The following is a 16,955-nucleotide window of genomic DNA, read 5'->3' as shown; positions in this document are numbered from 1 at the left end:
CATGCGCGTCATGGCGAACGTGGCGATGGTGATGAACCTGGACAAGTGCATCGGCTGTCACACGTGTTCGGTCACCTGCAAGCAGGTGTGGACCAACCGGCCGGGCACCGAGTACGTGTACTTCAACAACGTCGAGACCAAGCCCGGCGTCGGCTATCCGAAGCGGTACGAGGACCAGGAGCAATGGCACGGCGGCTGGGCCCTGGACAAGAAGGGCCGACTCCAGCTCAAGGCCGGCGGGCGGCTGCGCAAACTCCTGACGATCTTCTACAACCCGGACCTGCCCACGATCGACGACTACGGCGACCCGTGGACCTACGACTACCAGACCCTCATCGAGGCGCCGCTGGGCACCCGCAACCCGAGCGCCCACTCGATCTCCGCCCTGACGGGTAAGGACATGAAGGTCACCTGGGGCAGCAACTTCGAGGACGACCTGGCCGGCGCGCCCGAGCACGCCGCGGGCGATCCGAACCTCGCCGGGCTGCAGGAGCGCGTGCGGATGGAGTTCGAGCAGGTTTTCATGTTCTACCTGCCGCGCATCTGCGAGCACTGCCTCAACCCCTCGTGTGTCGCCTCGTGTCCCTCCGGGGCGATGTACAAGCGCGCCGAGGACGGCATCGTCCTGGTCGACCAGGACCGCTGTCGCGGCTGGCGCATGTGCGTCTCGGGCTGTCCGTACAAGAAGGTGTATTTCAACCACCGCACGGGCAAGGCGGAGAAGTGCACGTTCTGCTTCCCGCGGATCGAGGCCGGGCAGCCGACCGTGTGCTCGGAGACCTGCGTCGGGCGGCTTCGCTACCTGGGCCTGTTCCTCTACGACGCCGACAAGGTGCTCGACGCCGCAGCCACCCCCGACGCGCAGGGTCTTTACGAGGCGCAGCTTTCGGTGTTCCTCGACCCGCACGATCCGGCCGTGCAGGCCGCGGCCGCTCAGGCGGGGATCCCGCACGACTGGATCGAGGCCGCCAAGCGTTCCCCGGTCTATGAGCTCGCGGTCCGCCACAAGGTCGCGCTGCCGCTGCATCCGGAATACCGCACACTGCCGATGGTCTGGTACATCCCGCCGCTCTCCCCGGTCTCCGACGTCGTCGACGCCGCCGGCTACGACCCGGACAGGCCGGACGCCGTGTTTGCCACCATCGACGCGCTGCGCATCCCGGTCGAGTACCTGGCGAACCTGTTCACCGCAGGGGACCCGGCGCCGATCCGGCGGGTGCTGCGCAAGCTTGCCGCTGTCCGGGCGATCCAGCGGGCCGGACAGCTCGGCCTGGACCTGGACGAGGATCTGCCCGCCTCCGTCGGTGCCTCCGCGGACGAGCTCGACGACCTGTTCCGGCTGCTGGCCATCGCGAAGTACGAGGACCGCTACGTCATCCCCCCGGCCCACGCCGAGGAGGCCGGTCGGCTGATGGGCCAGCACGAGCAACTGTTCTGCAGTCTCGATACGGAAGGCGGCCCGGGAATGGGAGGAGAGGGTCCCGGTGGGCACGGCATCCGCTCCTACCGGCCCACCGGCACCCCGGGTGCCGGGCAGACCTTCGCGGCCGAGGACGGGCGCACCCGCTTCAACCTGCTCGGCTGGGACGGTCGCAGTCCCGCACCGGGCCTGTTCCCCGAAGGGGAGGCCTCGTGACCGGCCGCGAGTTCAAACTCGCCTCGGTGCTGCTGCAGTACCCCACGACGGCACTGTTCACAGGCCTCGACGAACTCCAGGCGTACGCCGCCGGCACCGGCCCGAAACCCTCCCGAGAGGCGTTCGCACGGTTCCTTGCCTGGCTGCGGGACACCGACCCGACCACCGTCGCGCAGCACTACGTGGAGACCTTCGACCTGCGCCGCCGCTGTGCCCTGTACCTGACCTACTACCGGTACGGCGACACCCGCAAGCGCGGCATGGCCATGCTCGAGTTCAAGACCGCCTATCGTGCCGCCGGCTTCACCCCCAGCGACCGGGAACTGCCCGACTATGTGCCGATGGTCTTGGAGTTCGCGTCCTTGAGTGACCGTGGCCTCAGGTTGATCCGGGGTCATCGAGCCGACCTGGAGCTGCTCAGGCGCGCCCTGGACAAGGCCGGTTCGCCGTACACGGATGTCGTCGGGGCCGTGTGCGCGCACCTGCCGAGGCTTTCCCGCCGCGATATCGGGCTCGTGTCCAAGGCGTGGGATGACGGGCCGCCGCGGGAGCAGGTCGGGGTCGAGCCGTTCGCACCTCCCGAGTACCTCACCGGATACGGCACACCCGGGATCGGGCGCGTGCCCGTGCACGTCGCCGCTCCCGCCGTGCTCACATCCGACGGTCACGCGAGGAGCGGAGGACGATGACGAACGCGACTACCGCGCAGATCTTCTGGTGGGTGGCCCTGCCCTACCTCACACTCGGCGTCTTCGTGGTCGGGCACGTCTGGCGCTGGCGCTACGACCAGTTCGGCTGGACCAGCCGCTCCACCCAGCTCCAGGAACGCAGGCTGTTGAAATGGGGCGCGCCGATCTTCCACTACGGCACGTTCGCCGCGATCGCCGGGCACGTGATCGGGGTGTTGATCCCCGAACGCTGGACGCACGCTGTCGGCATCCCCGAACCGGTCTACCGCTGGTTCTCCGCCGGCGCGGGCACCCTCGCCGCGGTCCTGGTGATCGGCGGGATCACCGTGCTCGCCACTCGCCGCCTGTTCGTCCCCCGGGTGCGCGCGACCACCGCCGGCATCGACTACGTCGCACTCGTCCTGCTGCTGATTGTCGTGCTCACCGGCATCGCGCCCACCATCGGGGTCAATCTGCTCGGCCACGGTTACGACTACCGCGCGACCGTCGCCCCCTGGTTCCGCGGCCTTTTCTCGGGCTCCCCCGATATCCAGGCGATCGCGCACGCCCCACTGATCTACCAGATCCACGCCACCGCCGCGTGGATGGTCTGGGGCGTCTGGCCCTTCAGCCGGCTCGTGCACGCGTGGAGTTACCCGCTTTGGTATCTGTGGCGACCCTACATCGTCTTCCGCAGCCGCAAGGCCACCCACCCGAACGAGCCGGGAACCGGCGGACGCAAGTGGCGCAAGATCGGTGTCCCCTACTGAGCCCGGCGGGTGCGAGGAACCGCCGCCCGGCGGCTCCGACGCCGACCGCGAACCCGACGGCATGACGCGCGCCGCCCTGGTACGTGAAGGCGTGCGCACACTGCACCCCGGCTACTTCGCACTGGTGATGGCCACGGGCATCGTCTCGATCGCGATGCGCAACCAGCACGCGTACCCCCTATCCGTGGCGCTGCTATGGCTCGCCGGCATCGAATACGCCGTGCTCGCGCTGCTCACCGTGTGGCGCCTGGCCCGCTACCGGCCCGCACTGGCGAAGGACCTGACCGACCCTCGCCGCGCCTTCGGCACCTTCACCCTCGTCGCCGGCACCGACGTCCTGGGCACCCGCCTTGCCGTCGACGGCCACCACACAGCCGGCTTCGCACTGCTCGCGCTCGGCTGGGCCGCCTGGCTGGTGCTCGGCTACGTCGTGCCGTGGACCGCGGTACTGCGCCACGTGCGCAGGCCAGTACTCTCCGAAGCCAACGGCACCTGGTTCATCTGGGTGGTCGCCAGCCAGTCCGTCGCCGTGCTCGCCGCCGCCCTCGAACCCGCCATCAGCCAGGGACGGCGGGAACTGGCACTGCTCGCCGTCTTCTCCTGGTCCGTCGGAGTCTTCCTCTACGCCGGCAACGGCGTGCTCGTGACCGCCCGCATGCTGCTGTACAGCTTCGGGCCCGAAGATCTCACCCCGCCCTACTGGGTCGCCATGGGAGCGACCGCGATCACGGTCGTCGCCGGAGCTCGCATCATCGAGATGGCCGACGCTCCGATGATCGCCGCCACCCGCGGTCTGATCGCCGGATCCTCCGTACTGTTCTGGGCCTTCGGCAGTTGGCTGATCCCGCCCCTGATCGCCGCCGGGATCTGGCGACACCTCGTGCACCGCGTGCCGTTGCGCTACGACCCGACCCTATGGAGCATCGTCTTCCCCCTCGGCATGTATGCCGTGGCGGGAAGCTACCTCGGCCAAGCCGACCACCTGCCGATCGTCAAAGCCCTCGGCGACGCCGAGAGTTGGGCGGCCCTCGCAGCCTGGTTCGTCACCTTCGCCGCGATGGCACGCCACCTGCTGCGCGCCGCGCATACGGCCACCGGCACACACAGCGGGGCGACCGGGTGAGCGCTGAAACGGCCAGATCCGCCCACCGGGAGCAAGGCGCCACACGACCGACCGCGTGCGTCTGGACAAGGTCCAAGCCGTGCAGAGCACGGTCCACAGCCACGCCGAGCAAGAACCTGAACGACGCTTCCACGGTCGGCACGGCCACATCCACCCCATGGACGCTTACGGCGGGCGGCCGGTCGTACGTGCGAGCGGCACGTGCCCGGGGCGGACGGCGTGACCGTCGACGCGGCGGACGCCGCCGGGACTGATAGCTCTGGCGCCGCACCAGCGTCCGTTACTGACACAGAAAGGCAGGACAACCTCCATGCAGAAGCTCTCCCTCGACGCCCGGGTACGCGAGAACTTGGCACGCGCGACGACTTCCTCCACCGGCCGCAGCGCCGAGACCGTCTATGGCGGCCACGAACACACCCTGCGGCAGACCCTCATCGCATTGCGCGCCGGCTCGTCGCTGGCCGAGCACGAAAGCCCCGGTGAGGCAACAGTGCTGGTGCTGCACGGGCGGGTACGCCTGCACAGCGGCGACACCACCTGGGAGGGCATGACCGGCGACCTCCTCATCGTGCCCGCAGCCCGGCACAGCCTGGAAGCGATCGAGGACGCTGCCGCGCTGCTGACGGTCGCGAAGCCGGTCTGACGACGCTTCCCGAGATCGGAAGCCTCGTCAAAGTTGTGGCAGAGGCGCCACTCGCCGGGCACCAGCCGTAATCGGTTCCGGCTCCCGTGCCAGGTTCCGGGATCGCGTGGCAGCGTGACGATGCCACGCGACCGGCGGGCTTGGCGCGGGCGGCTCAAGGCTCGGGCGGTTCCATCTGGTCGGCGGCGCGGGCGAGGTCGTCGTGGGTGTGCTCCATGGAGGCGAGGGAGACGATCTCGCGTGGGAAGAACTCAAGTACCCCCAAGAACTGCGTGAGCGCGCCGTGCGCGAGGTCCGCTCGACCGGCCGCCCGGTCGCTCACGTGACCCGCGACCGCGGCATCCAGAAACTCGTGGCGGGATACCCACGCTCTCATGTCCGATATGCCAGACTCATCCCTAGTTGCCGGTTGACGTCGGCGAACCGATCCTCCGGGGAGCGCGGCGTGGACGTCCACTTCCGGCCACTCATCGATCCGGCCCACCCGCAGCCTCGGGTCGCTGCGCAGTTGGGCGTCGACGGGTCGCCCGGCGGCGGCCCACCCAGGGAGGCCCACGTGGGATCCGAGACGACTCCGGCAGCTTCCGGTGGACGACCGCCGCGACCCAGCGCCGACGGCGCCATTCCGGAGGAAAGCGGGAACGGCATGCGGCTGGCGTCGGTCGTGTTGAACGTCTTCGACCTCCAGGAGGCGGTGAGTTTCTACCGCGAACTCCTGGGCCTGGAGGTATCCGCCGACACCAGTACCGCCGCGTTGCTGGTCAGTGCCGACGGCTCGCAGCTCTACCTGCGGTCGCTCAGCGGCCACGCCAGCCATGAAACGGGCGGAATCGGCGTCCATTGCGTGCTCTGGACGGCCCCGAGCCCCGCGGAACTGCGGCACTGCGAGCAGGTGCTCAAGGATCGGCACGCGCACACCGACACCCAAGAGGAGGCCGACGGGTTCGTCTGGGTCCAGGGCCGCGACCCGAGCGGTGTGACGGTGGTTGTGACCCATCCCGGACCGGATCAGGTCGCGCGCACCCGGATCATCTCCCGGATCTACGCGTTGTGACCGCCTTCCGGCGCCCTGGACCGACACGCCGGAGCCGCGTGCCGCGTCCCTGCTGGAACCGGCCGTGCCCTGACGCTCACCACGAACGCCACGGTGACGGCGACGACCCCTCGGAGCCGCCCGCCGCCTGACCGGCGCCCCGGCGCATGCTCAAGGCGGGCAGCCGTAGTGATGACCAGTGCTGCCCGTGCCCGGTTCCGAGCGCGTGACAATGCGCCTGTGCGTGGTGCCGGGAGCCTGGCGCGGCCGGCTCAGGGTTCCGGCGGTCTCGCCTGGTCGGCGGCGCTGGCGAAGTCGTCGTGGGTGTGCTCCAGGGAGGCGAGGGAGACGATCTCGCGTGGGAAGAACAGGGCGAGCGTCCAGTCCGCGACCACCCGTAGGCGCCGGTTGGCGGAGGGCAGTTGGGACAGGTGGTAACTGCGGTGCGCGAACCAGGCGGGGAAGCCTCGCAGACGCACACCGCGGATCTCGGCGGCTCCCTGGTACAGGCCGAGGCTGGCGACGGTGCCGACCGACGCGTGTCGGTAGGCCACGGGTTCGCCGCTGCGCAGTGACGCCACCACGTTGCGGGCCGTGACGCGGGCCTGCCGGACCGCGTGCTGCGCGCTCGGCGGGCACAGCTCCCCCTGCCCCGCCGCCAGATCCGGGACAGCGGCGCAGTCACCCACGGCCCAGGCGTCCTCGGTGTCCACCACGGATAGGAACGCGGTAGTGCGGACGCGTCCGCGTTCGTCGAGCGGCAGGTCGGTGCGGCGGTTCAGCGGGCTGGGTGCCACTCCGGCGGTCCACACCAGGGTGTCGGCGTCGAACTCGGTGCCGTCGTCCAGACGGATGCGAACGCCTTCCGCGGACAGCAGCCGGGTGCCGAGGCGGACGTCGATCCCGCGGCGGCGCAGCAGGTCGGCGGTGTAGCGGCTCAGTTGCTGGCCGACCTCGGGCAGGATCCGGTCGGCGGCCTCGACCAGGATCCAGCGCTGCGCGCGGGGATCGAGTTCCGGGTAGCGGGCGCACGCGTCGTGAGCCATGTCCTGCAGTTCGGCGAGCGCCTCGACGCCCGCGAAGCCGCCGCCGACGAACACGAACGTCAGGGCCGCCGCCCTGCGTTCAGCGGAGGAGGTGGCCGCGGCGGCGTCGAGCCGGCCGAGCACCTGGTTGCGCAGGTGGATGGCCTCGGCGACGGTCTTGAAGCCGTTCCCGTGCTCGGCCAGACCGGGGACGGGCAGCAGTCGGGAGACCGAGCCCGGGGCCCAGACCAGCCGGTCGTAGCGCAGCGGAGAGGGGCTTCCCTCGGTCGAGCGCAGGTAGACGGTGCGCTGCGCGTGGTCGAGCGAGAGGACCTGCCGGGTGATGATCTGTGCCCAGGGCAGGGCCTGGCGCAGCGGCACCACGACGTGGCGCGGTTCCAGGCTGCCGGCCGCCGCCTCGGCGAGGAGTGGCTGGTAGGTCATGTAGGCGTGGGCGTCGACGACCGTGACCGTTGCTTCCCCCGGCCGCAGCAGGCGCTTGAGCCGTAGCGCGACGTGCATCCCGCCGTGCCAGACGCCCACGATCACGATCCTGGGTGCGCAGGCCATGGCTGCCCGGCCCGGCTCAGTGCGTGCCGTTGAGCCACTGCGCGAGCACCGCGGCCTGGCTGTGATCGAGGTCCTTGGTGGCGGTAAGCAGCGTCAGCTTCTGGTGGGCGGCGAGGTCACGCAGGTGCTCCGCCGCCTGGCGGTGTGCCGGGTCGTCGAGTTCGGACAGGTAGCGGCGCCGGAACTCCGGGAAGCGGTCCGGCTCATGGCCGTACCAGTGGCGCAGCTCGGTGGAGGGGGCCACGTCACGCAGCCACTCGTCCATGTGTGCGTCCTGCTTGCGCATGCCGCGAGGCCAGACCCGGTCGACGAGGACCCGCGTGCCGTCCTTCGGCGAGGTCTCCTCGTAGACTCGGCGGCAGGTGACCTGGTTGACCATGGCCGTCTCCTTCCGGACCGTACGGCACGACACGTGCTGTTCGAGGGCCCGCGCGGCCTGGCCGGGACCGCCTTCGCCCGGGACGATGCCGAGCCTGCCCGCGGACCTGCTCATTGTATCGAGGGCGGCGCTCCCGGGCCGGTGCACGGCGGTCGACCGCGGGGGCTGCACGAGAGGAGCCGGGCATGGACGAGATCCGACCAGTCCGCAGGCGAGCGCGGCCCGCGACCGACGCCGCGGGCTTCCCCGCGGTGACCGCACCCGGCGCGCGGGACGTACCGGAACTGGACGCCGCACTGGTCACCTGCCGGGCCTGCCCGCGCCTGGTCGCGTGGCGGGAGGAGGTCGCCCGGGTCAAACGGCGCGCGTTCCGGGACTGGGAGTACTGGGCCCGGCCGGTGCCCGGGTTCGGTCCGCTGGACGCGCCGCTGGCGATCGTCGGTCTGGCTCCGGCCGCACACGGCGGCAACCGCACCGGCCGGATCTTCACCGGCGACCCGTCCGGCGACGCTCTCTACTCCGCCCTGTACGACGTCGGCCTGGCCTCCCAGCCGGTCGCCACACACCGAGGCGACGGACTTGAGCTGTACGGGGTGCGCATCACCGTGCCCGTGCACTGCGCCCCGCCCGACAACAAACCCACCACCGGCGAGCGCGACACCTGTCGCCCCTGGCTCGCCCGCGAACTGGAGCTGCTGCGCCCCACGCTGCGTGCCGTCGTCGTCCTCGGCGGCTTCGCCTGGCAGGCGCTGCTGCCGGTCCTGGCTCAGGCCGGTTGGGAACGGCCCCGTCCGCGCCCCTCGTTCGGGCACGGCGCCGAGGCGTCGATCGCGGACCCGGCCACCGGCCACGCCCTCCACCTCGTCGGCGGCTACCACCCCAGTCAGCGCAACATGTCCACCCGCACGCTCACCCCCGCCATGCTCCGCGACGTTCTGCGCCGCGGAGCCGACCTCGCCGGCCTCCGGGACCGGCCGGGCCCACAGTGAACCTGCAGGGCCGTTTCAGTGCGTCAGCAGGCTGATCCCGAGAGCCACCAGGGCGATCACCTTGATGAGCTCCAGTGCCACGTAGGCGAGATGACCCCGGGACCGCGGCAACTGCGCACCCGCGAGGACCCGGTCGGAACGCCGGTTCAGCCGCGGACGCACCAGTCCGAGCTGCACGGCGAGAACCGCGACGACGAGTGCGGCGAGCCCCGTCGCAGCGGGCCGAGGACCACCGGGGACCGCGAGCGCGACAACCGTGACGGCGAGCGCGACCTCGACGAGGTTCAGGGCCCGGAACACCAGGCGCCCGATGCCGAGCCCGATCGGGATCGTCACGCCGGGCGCTCGGAACTTCAGCGGCGCCTCCAGGAAGGAGATCGCCAGCACCATGCCGAGCCAGAGGAAGACCAGCGCGCCGGCGGCATCGGCGGTCACGAGACGGCCGGCCAGGAGGCCAGGCGGTCGGCGAACGCGGCCGGGCTCGCCACCACGACCACGGACGCGGGCTCGGTGCCGGGATTGGCCAGACGCACGCGCTCGCCGACTCCGACGTGGGCGGTCATACCGGGAGACAGGGTCGTGGCCCGACCGTCGTGGTGAACCTCGACCAGGCCCGCGAGCGGGACCAGGACGATCTGCGAGGGGCCGTGGTCGTGTTCGGGCATGGCCCCGCCGGGCGGGATCTCCAGGTGGAAGACGGCCACCTGGTCGGACGTCCCGGACGGGATGAGCAGGGCGGCGGTGGGGCCGCCCTGGATCGGAGCCTGGCGGCGAGCCGTGGCGCCGATGTCGGCGATGTGCATGAGAGGCCTCCTACAGGTAGGGCGTGAACGGCTCGTTGCCGGTGGCCTGGCGTCGCATCGGGGTCAGGCCGCGACGGGTGACAGATGGGCCAGACAGGCGCCCGGCTCGGCGAACGGCACCAGGCCGGCTGCGGTGACCGGTGCCCGCAGTTGGTGCAACGCGCCCTGCATCAGGCCCAGGTGGGACTGGCACACAAGGGGCCCGTACTCCTCGGCAAGCTCCAGGAACGGGCAGTGGCGCAGCCGGATCACACCCGGCACGGTGGGACCGGGTGCGCCCGGATCGGGGTCGAACCCGAGATCGCCCAGGAGCGCGATCAGCCGGGCTGCCGCCTCCTCGGCGGTCGCCACGCGGTGCGGCGGCGGGGGCTCGACCAGGTAGCGGCCCCAGTCCTGCCCTGCCTGACGGACTGCTTCGCCCGCGTCCGGCCCGGACGACGCCAATTGGCTGAGGAGGATCTGCGCCAGCAGCCGGTAGCTGCGCACCCCGCCCCGGTCCATGCCTTGGCGGGGGGAGTACACGGTGCGCGGACGTCCCGGACCGGACCGGTCCTCCGAGCCACGCTCGACCACGCCCTGCGACACCAGGGCGTCGAGATGGAAGCGGGCGGTGTTGGCGTGGACGCCCAGCCGCTCGGCCACCTCCGCCGCTCCCAGCGGTTCGGCCACCGCCCGGAGCAGGTCCAGGATCTGCTGTCGGCGCGAACGCTCCACCGCGATCACACGCCCTCCTGCGCGGCCTCGTTCACGGCCGAGGACAGCTCCGCGACCAGCGGGTGGTCGTGGTCGATCCGTCCCAGCTTCGCCGCTCCGCCGGGAGAGCCCAGGTCGTCGAAGAACTCCGCGTTGGCCGGGGTGTACGCCTGCCACTCGGCAGGCACGTCGTCCTCGTAGAAGATCGCCTCCACCGGGCAGACAGGCTCGCACGCGCCGCAGTCCACGCACTCGTCCGGGTGGATGTACAGCGAGCGCCGCCCCTCGTAGATGCAGTCGACCGGGCATTCCTCGATGCACGCCTTGTCCTTCACGTCCACGCACGGCTGCGCGATCACGTAGGTCACAACGGCCTCCTCAACATCTGCCACCGCGAGTGTTTTTACAAATCCTACATGGAGAAATAGGTTATACCTGGAGGGGCTGCCCGAGAGGAGCGAGGTCATGACACCGTCCACGGAGATCGACATCCAAGTGACAGGGGCCGCCCCGGCCGTCAAGGCCGGGGAAGCGATCGAGGAAGCCGGCCGCCGACTCCTGTCGACCCTCAGAGCCAAGGTCGCCTTGTCGACCGAACTCGACCTTGCCCACGATGCCCTGGAAGAGGCGTGGGCGGCGCTCGTGGCGTTCTGCGTCGGAGACCTGCGCCGCCATCTCGCCGCCTCCGACCAGGTCCTGTACGCGCCTGCCGCAGGTGCGGCCGAGACCCGCCTGCTGGTCAGAGCCCTTCGACTGCAGGTGAGATCACTCGACGAGCGCATCGAGGCGCTCTCCCGCACCGACGATGCGGACACGGTCGACGCTCTGGCCCACGGCATCGAAGCCCTGACGGCCGCCCATCTCGAGGCGGAGCAGACGGTCCTGCTGCCGGCGCTCGCCGCCCTCCCAGGCGGCGCCGACATGGAGTCCTTGACCGCAGCCTGGAGCACCATGCAGGCCGGCGGCCACCTCGATCGGCCCGATGTCGTCGACGTCGCCCGGATCCCGCACGACCAGCGCCACCCACGCATCTTCGCCCGCTACGCACGACTCGCCCCAGGCGAGGCCTTCACCCTGGTCAACAACCACGACCCCAAGCCGCTGCGCCGCGAATTCGAGGCCGCCCACCCAGACGGGTTCACCTGGGATTACCTCGAATCGGGCCCCGAGCGGTGGCGCGTGCGCATCGGCCGGGTGGCAACCCATGTCCGATGAGGCATCAGCCATGGCCTTCGCGTCCGACGGGCCGCTGGCCCGGCTCCTGTGCAACACCCAAGACCTTGTCGAGAGCGGAGCCGAGGCGACCGGGGCTGTCTGGAAGCTCGCCGAACGCGGACGCCAGCTCGATGCCAACCTCATCCGCCTGACGCCCGGACGGCACGTGGACGCGCACGCGGAGCCGGACCTGGACGTCCTCCTCCTCGTCATGGCGGGCGACGGGACCCTCACCAGCCCGGACCGCGACCAGGCGATGACAGTGGGAGCTTTGTTCTGGCTCCCACGAGGCTCGAGGCGTGCCCTTGCCGCAGGTCCGGACGGCTTGTCCTACCTCACCATCCACCGCCGCCGTCCGGGTCTGTCCATCCGGGCCCGTCCGGACGGCGCCCCCGCGCCGCAACAGCAGGACGCGAACTCATCCGGCACCAACCCTCGGCTGCGATGACGCGGGTAGGGTTCAGACGGCCGGTGAGGAACCGGCTCGGGGCGCCGCCGTGACCGTGAGAACTCGACCGGCCGGAACTCGACAACACCCAGCGCGAACAGGAAGGCGAACCGAACGCGCAGTCCACGACGGGCACGGCCACGACGCCGTTCTCACCCCGAGTTTCGACAAGGCGCCGGGACGCCGATCGGCCTGCCGAAACCAGCCTGCCAGGGCCACGTGTCCGTCGGCGAGGCCGGCCGACGCCGTCGGGCACCGTCCGGGCTAACGACGCGGGGTCGGCGGGAGCGACCCTGCGGCGGGCCGCCCCAAGGACCGTCGCCGCTGCGACTGCGGCCCAGACCGCCGCGGCCACCCATGCCCCGCCCATGCCGTAGGAGGTCAGCCATGACGTGCCCCACACCCCGGGGCAGAGTGTCCGGTGAGGTCATCGCGGGGCTGCCGACCTGGGAGCTGTGCGGGCTCGGGCGGTACGTCCTATGCACCGCCCGAGCAGCGGCGCGGTGACTATTCAGGCAGGGGGAGGTGCCCGATCACCTTCTGGCCGACGAACGCGGACATCCGTAGGGCGTGGTAGGCGTAGTCACGCATGGTGTCCTCGTAGGCGCTGATGCCGTCGAGGAGTGGCTTGTCGCCGTGGTGGACGGCGAGCAGTTCGTCGCCCAGGGTGTGTGCGTCACGCAGCGCGGTGTTGGCGCCGATGCCCAGGGCGGGGCTCATGGCGTGGATCGCGTCGCCCATGACGGTGACGTTGGAGGGTTCCCAGGCGTCGACGGGCACGCAGCTGCGGAGCTTGAGGGCCTGGATGGTGGAGGTGTCCCACAGTCGGACCGTGTCGACCAGGGAGGGGTGCCAGGTGGCGACGCGCTGCAGGGCATACGCCTTGAGCTTGTCGGGGCCGGCAGTGAACAGTTCGGCGTCGGGGAGCATGTGGTCGGCGAGCGAGTTGAAGATGCTCAGCGCGTAGTCGGCGGTGGCCTCATGCTGGAAGTTGGGCTCCTGTTCGGCGATCAGCGGCGAGGTGGGGTCGGTGCGCTCCAGTGGGCCCAGGGTCAGCCCGGTGAAGTCGGCGTCGTAGGCCAGCGAGAAGGCGTTGAACATCTGCGCCGGCAGCTTGGCCTTGGTCTCGCCGGTGAGGTGGATCTTCGCGGCGATGTGTCGCGCGCCGAGATCGGCGACCTGGACCTGGGGCAGGCGCTGGGCGCGGACTGAGGAGTTGATGCCGTCCGCGGCGATGAGCACGTCGGCCTCGGCCGTGGCTCCGCCCTCCAGCAGCACGGTGATGGTCGAGTCGGGGTGGGTGCGGTAGCCGGTGACTCGGGAGCCGAAGTGCACGACGTCTTCCAGGCCGAGGTAGAGGATGCGACGCAGGGTCGAGCGGCACACCACCAGGTGCTCGGGGATGTCGGTGGGCACACCGGTGCCCTCGGTGGCCGACTTGTCCCGGCCGGGACGGAGATTGAACTGCTCGTCGAACAGCAGCATGTCCTCGCTCGGCATGCCGCAGGTCGCCAGGAACAGCTCCCACAGGCGCGGCTCCAGGGCGGCGTGCAGCGCGGAGGTGCCGGTGGAGTTGATGTGGATTCGGTACCCGGCCTCGCGTGCCGCCACGTCGGCGTCGCGCTCGTAGACGGCCACGTCCAGGCCGTTCCGGTTCAGGTAGTGGGCCACCGTCAACCCGGCGAGCCCGCCGCCGGCGATGACGATACGCATTCCAGACACAGTACTCCCAGTGAAGAGTTCTTCTCGTACTCGGAGCACACCAGGACTCCCCTGAAGGGGAGGGCATTGACGCAGATCGAAAAACCGGCGAGCTGCGGTCCGGACTACCAACCGGGAGGCAATTTCGTGTGCCCTGAAAGGATACACCGCCCCGCCACTGGGCAGCAGGCCAGCCCCCTGATGTGCTGTTCTCCACCAATCTCGCACTTCCTGCCACGATTGCCGAGATAAATCGCGAATCCTTCCTTGACGAATCGATGGAAGTCTGGTCAGGGAGAAGAAATTTGACCACCCCGGAAAATTCTGCTCGGCATTCACTTAACTGTTGTCTCCGGCTCGGCAGGCGCCTCCGGCGACTTCACCTCCCCACCGCCCCGCGACGACTGAACGCCAGGGCGCACTGCAGAGTTGGTCGCGGGTCCAGCACGCTTGGCCGCGGCGGAGGCGACTTCCACTTCCTGGGCACCGACACCTCTGCACCTCGCCCCCGGCGCCACGCACTACGCCCCGATCTCCTGGGACGACGCGCTCGCGCTCGTCGCCGACCGGCTACTGGAGATGCCCGACCCGAACCGCGCCGTCTTCGACACCAGCGGCCGGACCAGCAACGAGGCGGCCTTCGTCTACCAGCTGCTGGCGCGCCGCCTGGGCACCAACAACCTGCCTGACTGCTCCAACATGTGCCACGAGTCCAGCGGCGCCGCCCTGTCCGAGACGATCGGCGTCGGCAAGGGCATGGTCACCCTTGAAGACAACGCCGACCACGCCGACCTGATCATGATCGTCGGCCAGAACCCCGACACCTGCCACCCGCGCATGCTCACCGCCCTGGAGCAGGCCAAACGCCGCGGCGCGAAGATCATCGCCGTCAACCCGCTGCCCGAGGCCGGCTTCGGACGCTTCCACAACCCGCAGAACGTCTGCGGTCTGGCCGGACCCGGGACCCAGCTGACCGACCGCCACCTGCCCACCCGGATCAACGGCGACCTCGCGTGCCACGGCGCCGAGGCGCTACTGCTCCCGCGCCCGGGCCGCACCGAACGGGACGTCAAGGACGGCGTCGACCGGTTCGTCACCGTCGAGCACTCCATCGCGATGGTCCACGCCGCACGCGGCAAGCTGCCTCTCGTGGGCCGTGATCGGGCCCATCCCCGGCAGCGCCCGCAGCAGGGCGCCGAGCGTCATACCCGCGGCGACAGCGTCGCGACCGAGTCGAAGAAGACCGGAGCATGCGAACCGCCTCCCGCATCGTCCTTGCTTAAGACAAGTCTGCCTCTCAGCAACTCTTGATGCATGCAATACTTCTGCTATGGCGATTCCAACGGCTCGAATTCCGCAGACCACCCCGAGTGCGGACGAGATCCAGGCCTTCCAGCGCGCGACCCGCGATCTGATCGGCGTCGCACTCCGGAGCCTGGAGGCTGCCGGAGGCGGCATATCACTGCCGCAGATGCGGATGGTCCTCGCGCTCGACGACCTCGGGCGCTGCCCCTCCTCGGCCGTGGCCCGAACCCTCGGACTCGGCGCGTCGTCGGTCACCCGACTGGCGGACCGCCTGGTCGGCTCCGGCCATGTGCTGCGCGGCTCGGACCCGCAGCACCGCAGCGTCGTCACCCTTGAACTCAGCCCGCTCGGGCAGACCCTGGTCGACCAGGTGCTGCGGTGGCGGGAGGAGGAGCTCGCCCGGATCCTGTCGCGGATCCCGGCAGAGCTCCGCGCCGCCACCGCCGACGGCCTGGACGCCTTCCACCACGTCGTGGGCGAGGACTACGCGGCCGACCTGCACGGCCCCGTCCCGCTTTGACCCGCCCGACCCCCAGTCGGCCGGGCCCACGACGTCGACCACCGCACGACGTTGCCCAGCTCACCCCTGCCCCTGAAAAGAACCGGAGCAACATGCGTACCGCGCACGCCTCCAAGCCCGTCCATCTCGGTGACTTCACCGCCCGCCCCCGGATGCTGCTGATCACCGCCCTCGCGCTCGTCGTCGGCGGCTTCGGCTCACTCGCCGCACTCGCCCTGCTGCGCCTGATCGGCCTGGTCACCAACCTCGTCTTCTACCAGCGCTTCAACAGTGCCCTGATCGCCCCCGGCGCGGTGCACCACCCCTGGTGGCTGGTGCTGGGGGCGCCCGTCCTCGGTGGCCTGGTGGTCGGCGTCATGGCCCGCTACGGGTCGGAGAAGATACGCGGGCACGGCATGCCCGAGGCCATCGAGGCGATCCTGACCGGCGGCAGCAGGGTCCAGCCCAAGGTCGCGGTGCTCAAGCCCGTCTCCGCCGCGATCAGCATCGGCACCGGCGGACCGTTCGGCGCCGAGGGGCCGATCATCATGACCGGCGGCGCGATCGGCTCGATCCTGGCCCAGCTGCTGCACCTGACCGCGAACGAGCGCAAGACGCTGCTCGTCTCCGGCGCCGCCGCCGGCATGGCCGCCACCTTCAACTCACCCCTGGCCGCGATCCTGCTCGCGGTCGAGCTGCTGCTCTTCGAGTGGCGCCCGCGCAGCTTCGTCCCCGTCGTCGCGGCCGTCGCCGTGGCCACCGTCTGCCGCGGCTACCTGCTCGGCACCACGCCCGTCTTCCCGGTCAGCGCCGCCGGCCTGCACCTGACCCCGACCCTGGACGTGCTGGCCGCGGTCGTCGGCCTCACCGGCGGCGCGCTCGCCGTGACCGCAACCTGGCTGGTCTACCGCGCCGAGGACGCCTTCGGGAAGCTGCCGTTCCACTGGATGTGGTGGCCCGCCATCGGCGGCCTGATCATCGGCCTCGGCGGCCTGATAGAGCCGCGCGCCCTCGGCGTCGGCTATGACGTCATCGACCAACTGCTGACCGGCCGCGCCACACTCGGCCTGATCATCGGCATCCTCACCGTCAAGACGCTCATCTGGGCGCTCTCGCTCGGCTCCGGAACTTCCGGCGGCGTGCTCGCACCCGTCTTCATGATCGGCGGCGCACTCGGCGCCTGGGAGGGCATGCTCTTCCCCCACGCGATCCCCGGCTTCTGGGCCATCCTCGGCCTCGCCGCCGTCGTCGGCGGCGTCATGCGCTCCCCGCTCACCGGCGTCATCTTCACCCTCGAACTCACCCACGCCTGGGGGGCTCTGCTCCCCCTCGTGGTCTCCGCCACCGCCGCCTACGCCCTGTCCGCCCTGGTGCTCAAGCGGTCCGTGCTCACCGAGAAGATCGCCCGCCGCGGCCTGCACCTCACCCGCGAATACTCCACCGACCCGCTGGAGA

General features: G+C 70.5%; 19 protein-coding genes and 1 pseudogene. 12 read left to right on the top strand and 8 right to left on the bottom strand.

Annotated elements, in window-relative coordinates; translation table 11 throughout:
* The first annotated feature begins 1 nt into the window (after window position 1).
* From narH to DN069_RS22680, 5 genes are all read left to right on the top strand, one after another.
* Window positions 2-1,636, top strand: coding sequence for a nitrate reductase subunit beta (narH, locus tag DN069_RS22700; RefSeq protein WP_111503667.1), 1,635 nt, complete (start codon window positions 2-4; stop codon window positions 1,634-1,636).
* A complete protein-coding gene (gene narJ, locus DN069_RS22695) occupies window positions 1,633-2,325 on the top strand; it encodes a nitrate reductase molybdenum cofactor assembly chaperone (RefSeq protein WP_111503665.1) in 693 nt (230 codons plus the stop codon). Before narH ends, narJ begins: the two co-directional genes overlap by 4 nt.
* Window positions 2,322-3,074: a respiratory nitrate reductase subunit gamma gene (narI, locus tag DN069_RS22690; protein ID WP_111503663.1), complete on the top strand. Its 753-nt coding sequence runs from the start codon at window positions 2,322-2,324 to the stop codon at window positions 3,072-3,074. Before narJ ends, narI begins: the two co-directional genes overlap by 4 nt.
* A complete protein-coding gene (locus DN069_RS22685) occupies window positions 3,061-4,197 on the top strand; it encodes a tellurite resistance/C4-dicarboxylate transporter family protein (RefSeq protein WP_207892233.1) in 1,137 nt (378 codons plus the stop codon). Before narI ends, DN069_RS22685 begins: the two co-directional genes overlap by 14 nt.
* Before the next feature lie 310 nt (window positions 4,198-4,507).
* The gene (locus DN069_RS22680) at window positions 4,508-4,840 is read left to right on the top strand and encodes a cupin domain-containing protein (RefSeq protein ID WP_111503661.1); all 333 of its coding nucleotides are present in this window, start codon (window positions 4,508-4,510) and stop codon (window positions 4,838-4,840) included.
* 154 nt (window positions 4,841-4,994) lie between these two features.
* On the opposite strand, the gene DN069_RS22675 is transcribed toward DN069_RS22680, so the two are convergent.
* Window positions 4,995-5,216 carry a hypothetical protein gene (locus tag DN069_RS22675; protein WP_111503659.1) on the bottom strand — a complete coding sequence of 74 codons (222 nt, stop codon included), beginning with the start codon at window positions 5,214-5,216 and terminating at the stop codon, window positions 4,995-4,997.
* 69 nt (window positions 5,217-5,285) lie between these two features.
* Between DN069_RS22675 and DN069_RS22670 the strand changes: the two genes are divergently transcribed.
* Window positions 5,286-5,894, top strand: coding sequence for a VOC family protein (locus DN069_RS22670; protein ID WP_133260016.1), 609 nt, complete (start codon window positions 5,286-5,288; stop codon window positions 5,892-5,894).
* A 251-nt stretch (window positions 5,895-6,145) separates the two neighbouring features.
* Here the strand turns inward: DN069_RS22670 and DN069_RS22665 are convergent, their stop codons facing one another.
* Together DN069_RS22665 and DN069_RS22660 are read right to left on the bottom strand one after the other, a co-directional pair.
* Window positions 6,146-7,468 (bottom strand): NAD(P)/FAD-dependent oxidoreductase, encoded by a 1,323-nt coding sequence (locus DN069_RS22665; RefSeq protein ID WP_111503655.1) that lies wholly within the window; start codon window positions 7,466-7,468, stop codon window positions 6,146-6,148.
* A 16-nt stretch (window positions 7,469-7,484) separates the two neighbouring features.
* Complete coding sequence (locus DN069_RS22660) at window positions 7,485-7,847, bottom strand: DUF488 domain-containing protein (protein ID WP_111503653.1); 363 nt, start codon at window positions 7,845-7,847, stop codon at window positions 7,485-7,487.
* 185 nt (window positions 7,848-8,032) lie between these two features.
* Between DN069_RS22660 and DN069_RS22655 the strand changes: the two genes are divergently transcribed.
* The gene (locus DN069_RS22655) at window positions 8,033-8,836 is read left to right on the top strand and encodes a uracil-DNA glycosylase (RefSeq protein ID WP_111503651.1); all 804 of its coding nucleotides are present in this window, start codon (window positions 8,033-8,035) and stop codon (window positions 8,834-8,836) included.
* Between the two features lie 15 nt (window positions 8,837-8,851).
* Here DN069_RS22655 and DN069_RS22650 read toward each other — a convergent pair whose 3' ends face one another.
* The 4 genes from DN069_RS22650 to fdxA all read right to left on the bottom strand — a co-directional run bounded on the left by DN069_RS22650 (window position 8,852) and on the right by fdxA (window position 10,700).
* Window positions 8,852-9,226 (bottom strand): hypothetical protein, encoded by a 375-nt coding sequence (locus DN069_RS22650; protein WP_111503736.1) that lies wholly within the window; start codon window positions 9,224-9,226, stop codon window positions 8,852-8,854.
* 41 nt (window positions 9,227-9,267) lie between these two features.
* The gene (locus tag DN069_RS22645; protein ID WP_111503649.1) at window positions 9,268-9,639 is read right to left on the bottom strand and encodes a cupin domain-containing protein; all 372 of its coding nucleotides are present in this window, start codon (window positions 9,637-9,639) and stop codon (window positions 9,268-9,270) included.
* 63 nt (window positions 9,640-9,702) lie between these two features.
* Entirely contained in the window at window positions 9,703-10,362 is a 660-nt protein-coding gene (locus DN069_RS22640) for a helix-turn-helix transcriptional regulator (protein WP_243639591.1), read from the bottom strand.
* A complete protein-coding gene (gene fdxA / locus DN069_RS22635) occupies window positions 10,359-10,700 on the bottom strand; it encodes a ferredoxin (RefSeq protein WP_111503647.1) in 342 nt (113 codons plus the stop codon). The genes DN069_RS22640 and fdxA overlap by 4 nt, the downstream gene beginning before the upstream one ends.
* A 97-nt stretch (window positions 10,701-10,797) precedes the next feature.
* On the opposite strand from fdxA, the gene DN069_RS22630 reads away from it, so the two are divergent.
* Window positions 10,798-11,547, top strand: a complete 750-nt coding sequence (locus tag DN069_RS22630; protein WP_111503645.1) for a DUF2249 domain-containing protein — start codon at window positions 10,798-10,800, stop codon at window positions 11,545-11,547.
* Window positions 11,548-11,557: 10 nt separating this feature from the next.
* The gene (locus DN069_RS22625) at window positions 11,558-11,995 is read left to right on the top strand and encodes a cupin domain-containing protein (RefSeq protein ID WP_243639590.1); all 438 of its coding nucleotides are present in this window, start codon (window positions 11,558-11,560) and stop codon (window positions 11,993-11,995) included.
* A 507-nt stretch (window positions 11,996-12,502) separates the two neighbouring features.
* Here the strand turns inward: DN069_RS22625 and DN069_RS22620 are convergent.
* Window positions 12,503-13,708, bottom strand: a complete 1,206-nt coding sequence (locus DN069_RS22620; RefSeq protein ID WP_111503643.1) for an FAD-dependent oxidoreductase — start codon at window positions 13,706-13,708, stop codon at window positions 12,503-12,505.
* Window positions 13,709-14,188: 480 nt separating this feature from the next.
* Here DN069_RS22620 and DN069_RS22615 point away from each other — a divergent pair.
* The 3 genes and pseudogenes from DN069_RS22615 to DN069_RS22605 all read left to right on the top strand — a co-directional run.
* Window positions 14,189-14,758 (top strand): annotated as a pseudogene (locus DN069_RS22615) (molybdopterin-dependent oxidoreductase); the annotation flags it as partial.
* Between the two features lie 268 nt (window positions 14,759-15,026).
* Window positions 15,027-15,521 carry a MarR family winged helix-turn-helix transcriptional regulator gene (locus tag DN069_RS22610; protein ID WP_111503641.1) on the top strand — a complete coding sequence of 165 codons (495 nt, stop codon included), beginning with the start codon at window positions 15,027-15,029 and terminating at the stop codon, window positions 15,519-15,521.
* A 92-nt stretch (window positions 15,522-15,613) separates the two neighbouring features.
* Window positions 15,614-16,955, top strand: a 1,342-nt coding sequence (locus DN069_RS22605; protein WP_243639589.1) for a chloride channel protein, incomplete at its 3' end; no start/stop codon positions are given.

This window comes from Streptacidiphilus pinicola, from assembly GCF_003258295.1.
Classification (GTDB): domain Bacteria; phylum Actinomycetota; class Actinomycetes; order Streptomycetales; family Streptomycetaceae; genus Streptacidiphilus; species Streptacidiphilus pinicola.
The sequence above is the reverse complement of the archived record's forward strand: the minus strand, read 5'-3'. Positions and strand labels throughout refer to the sequence as shown.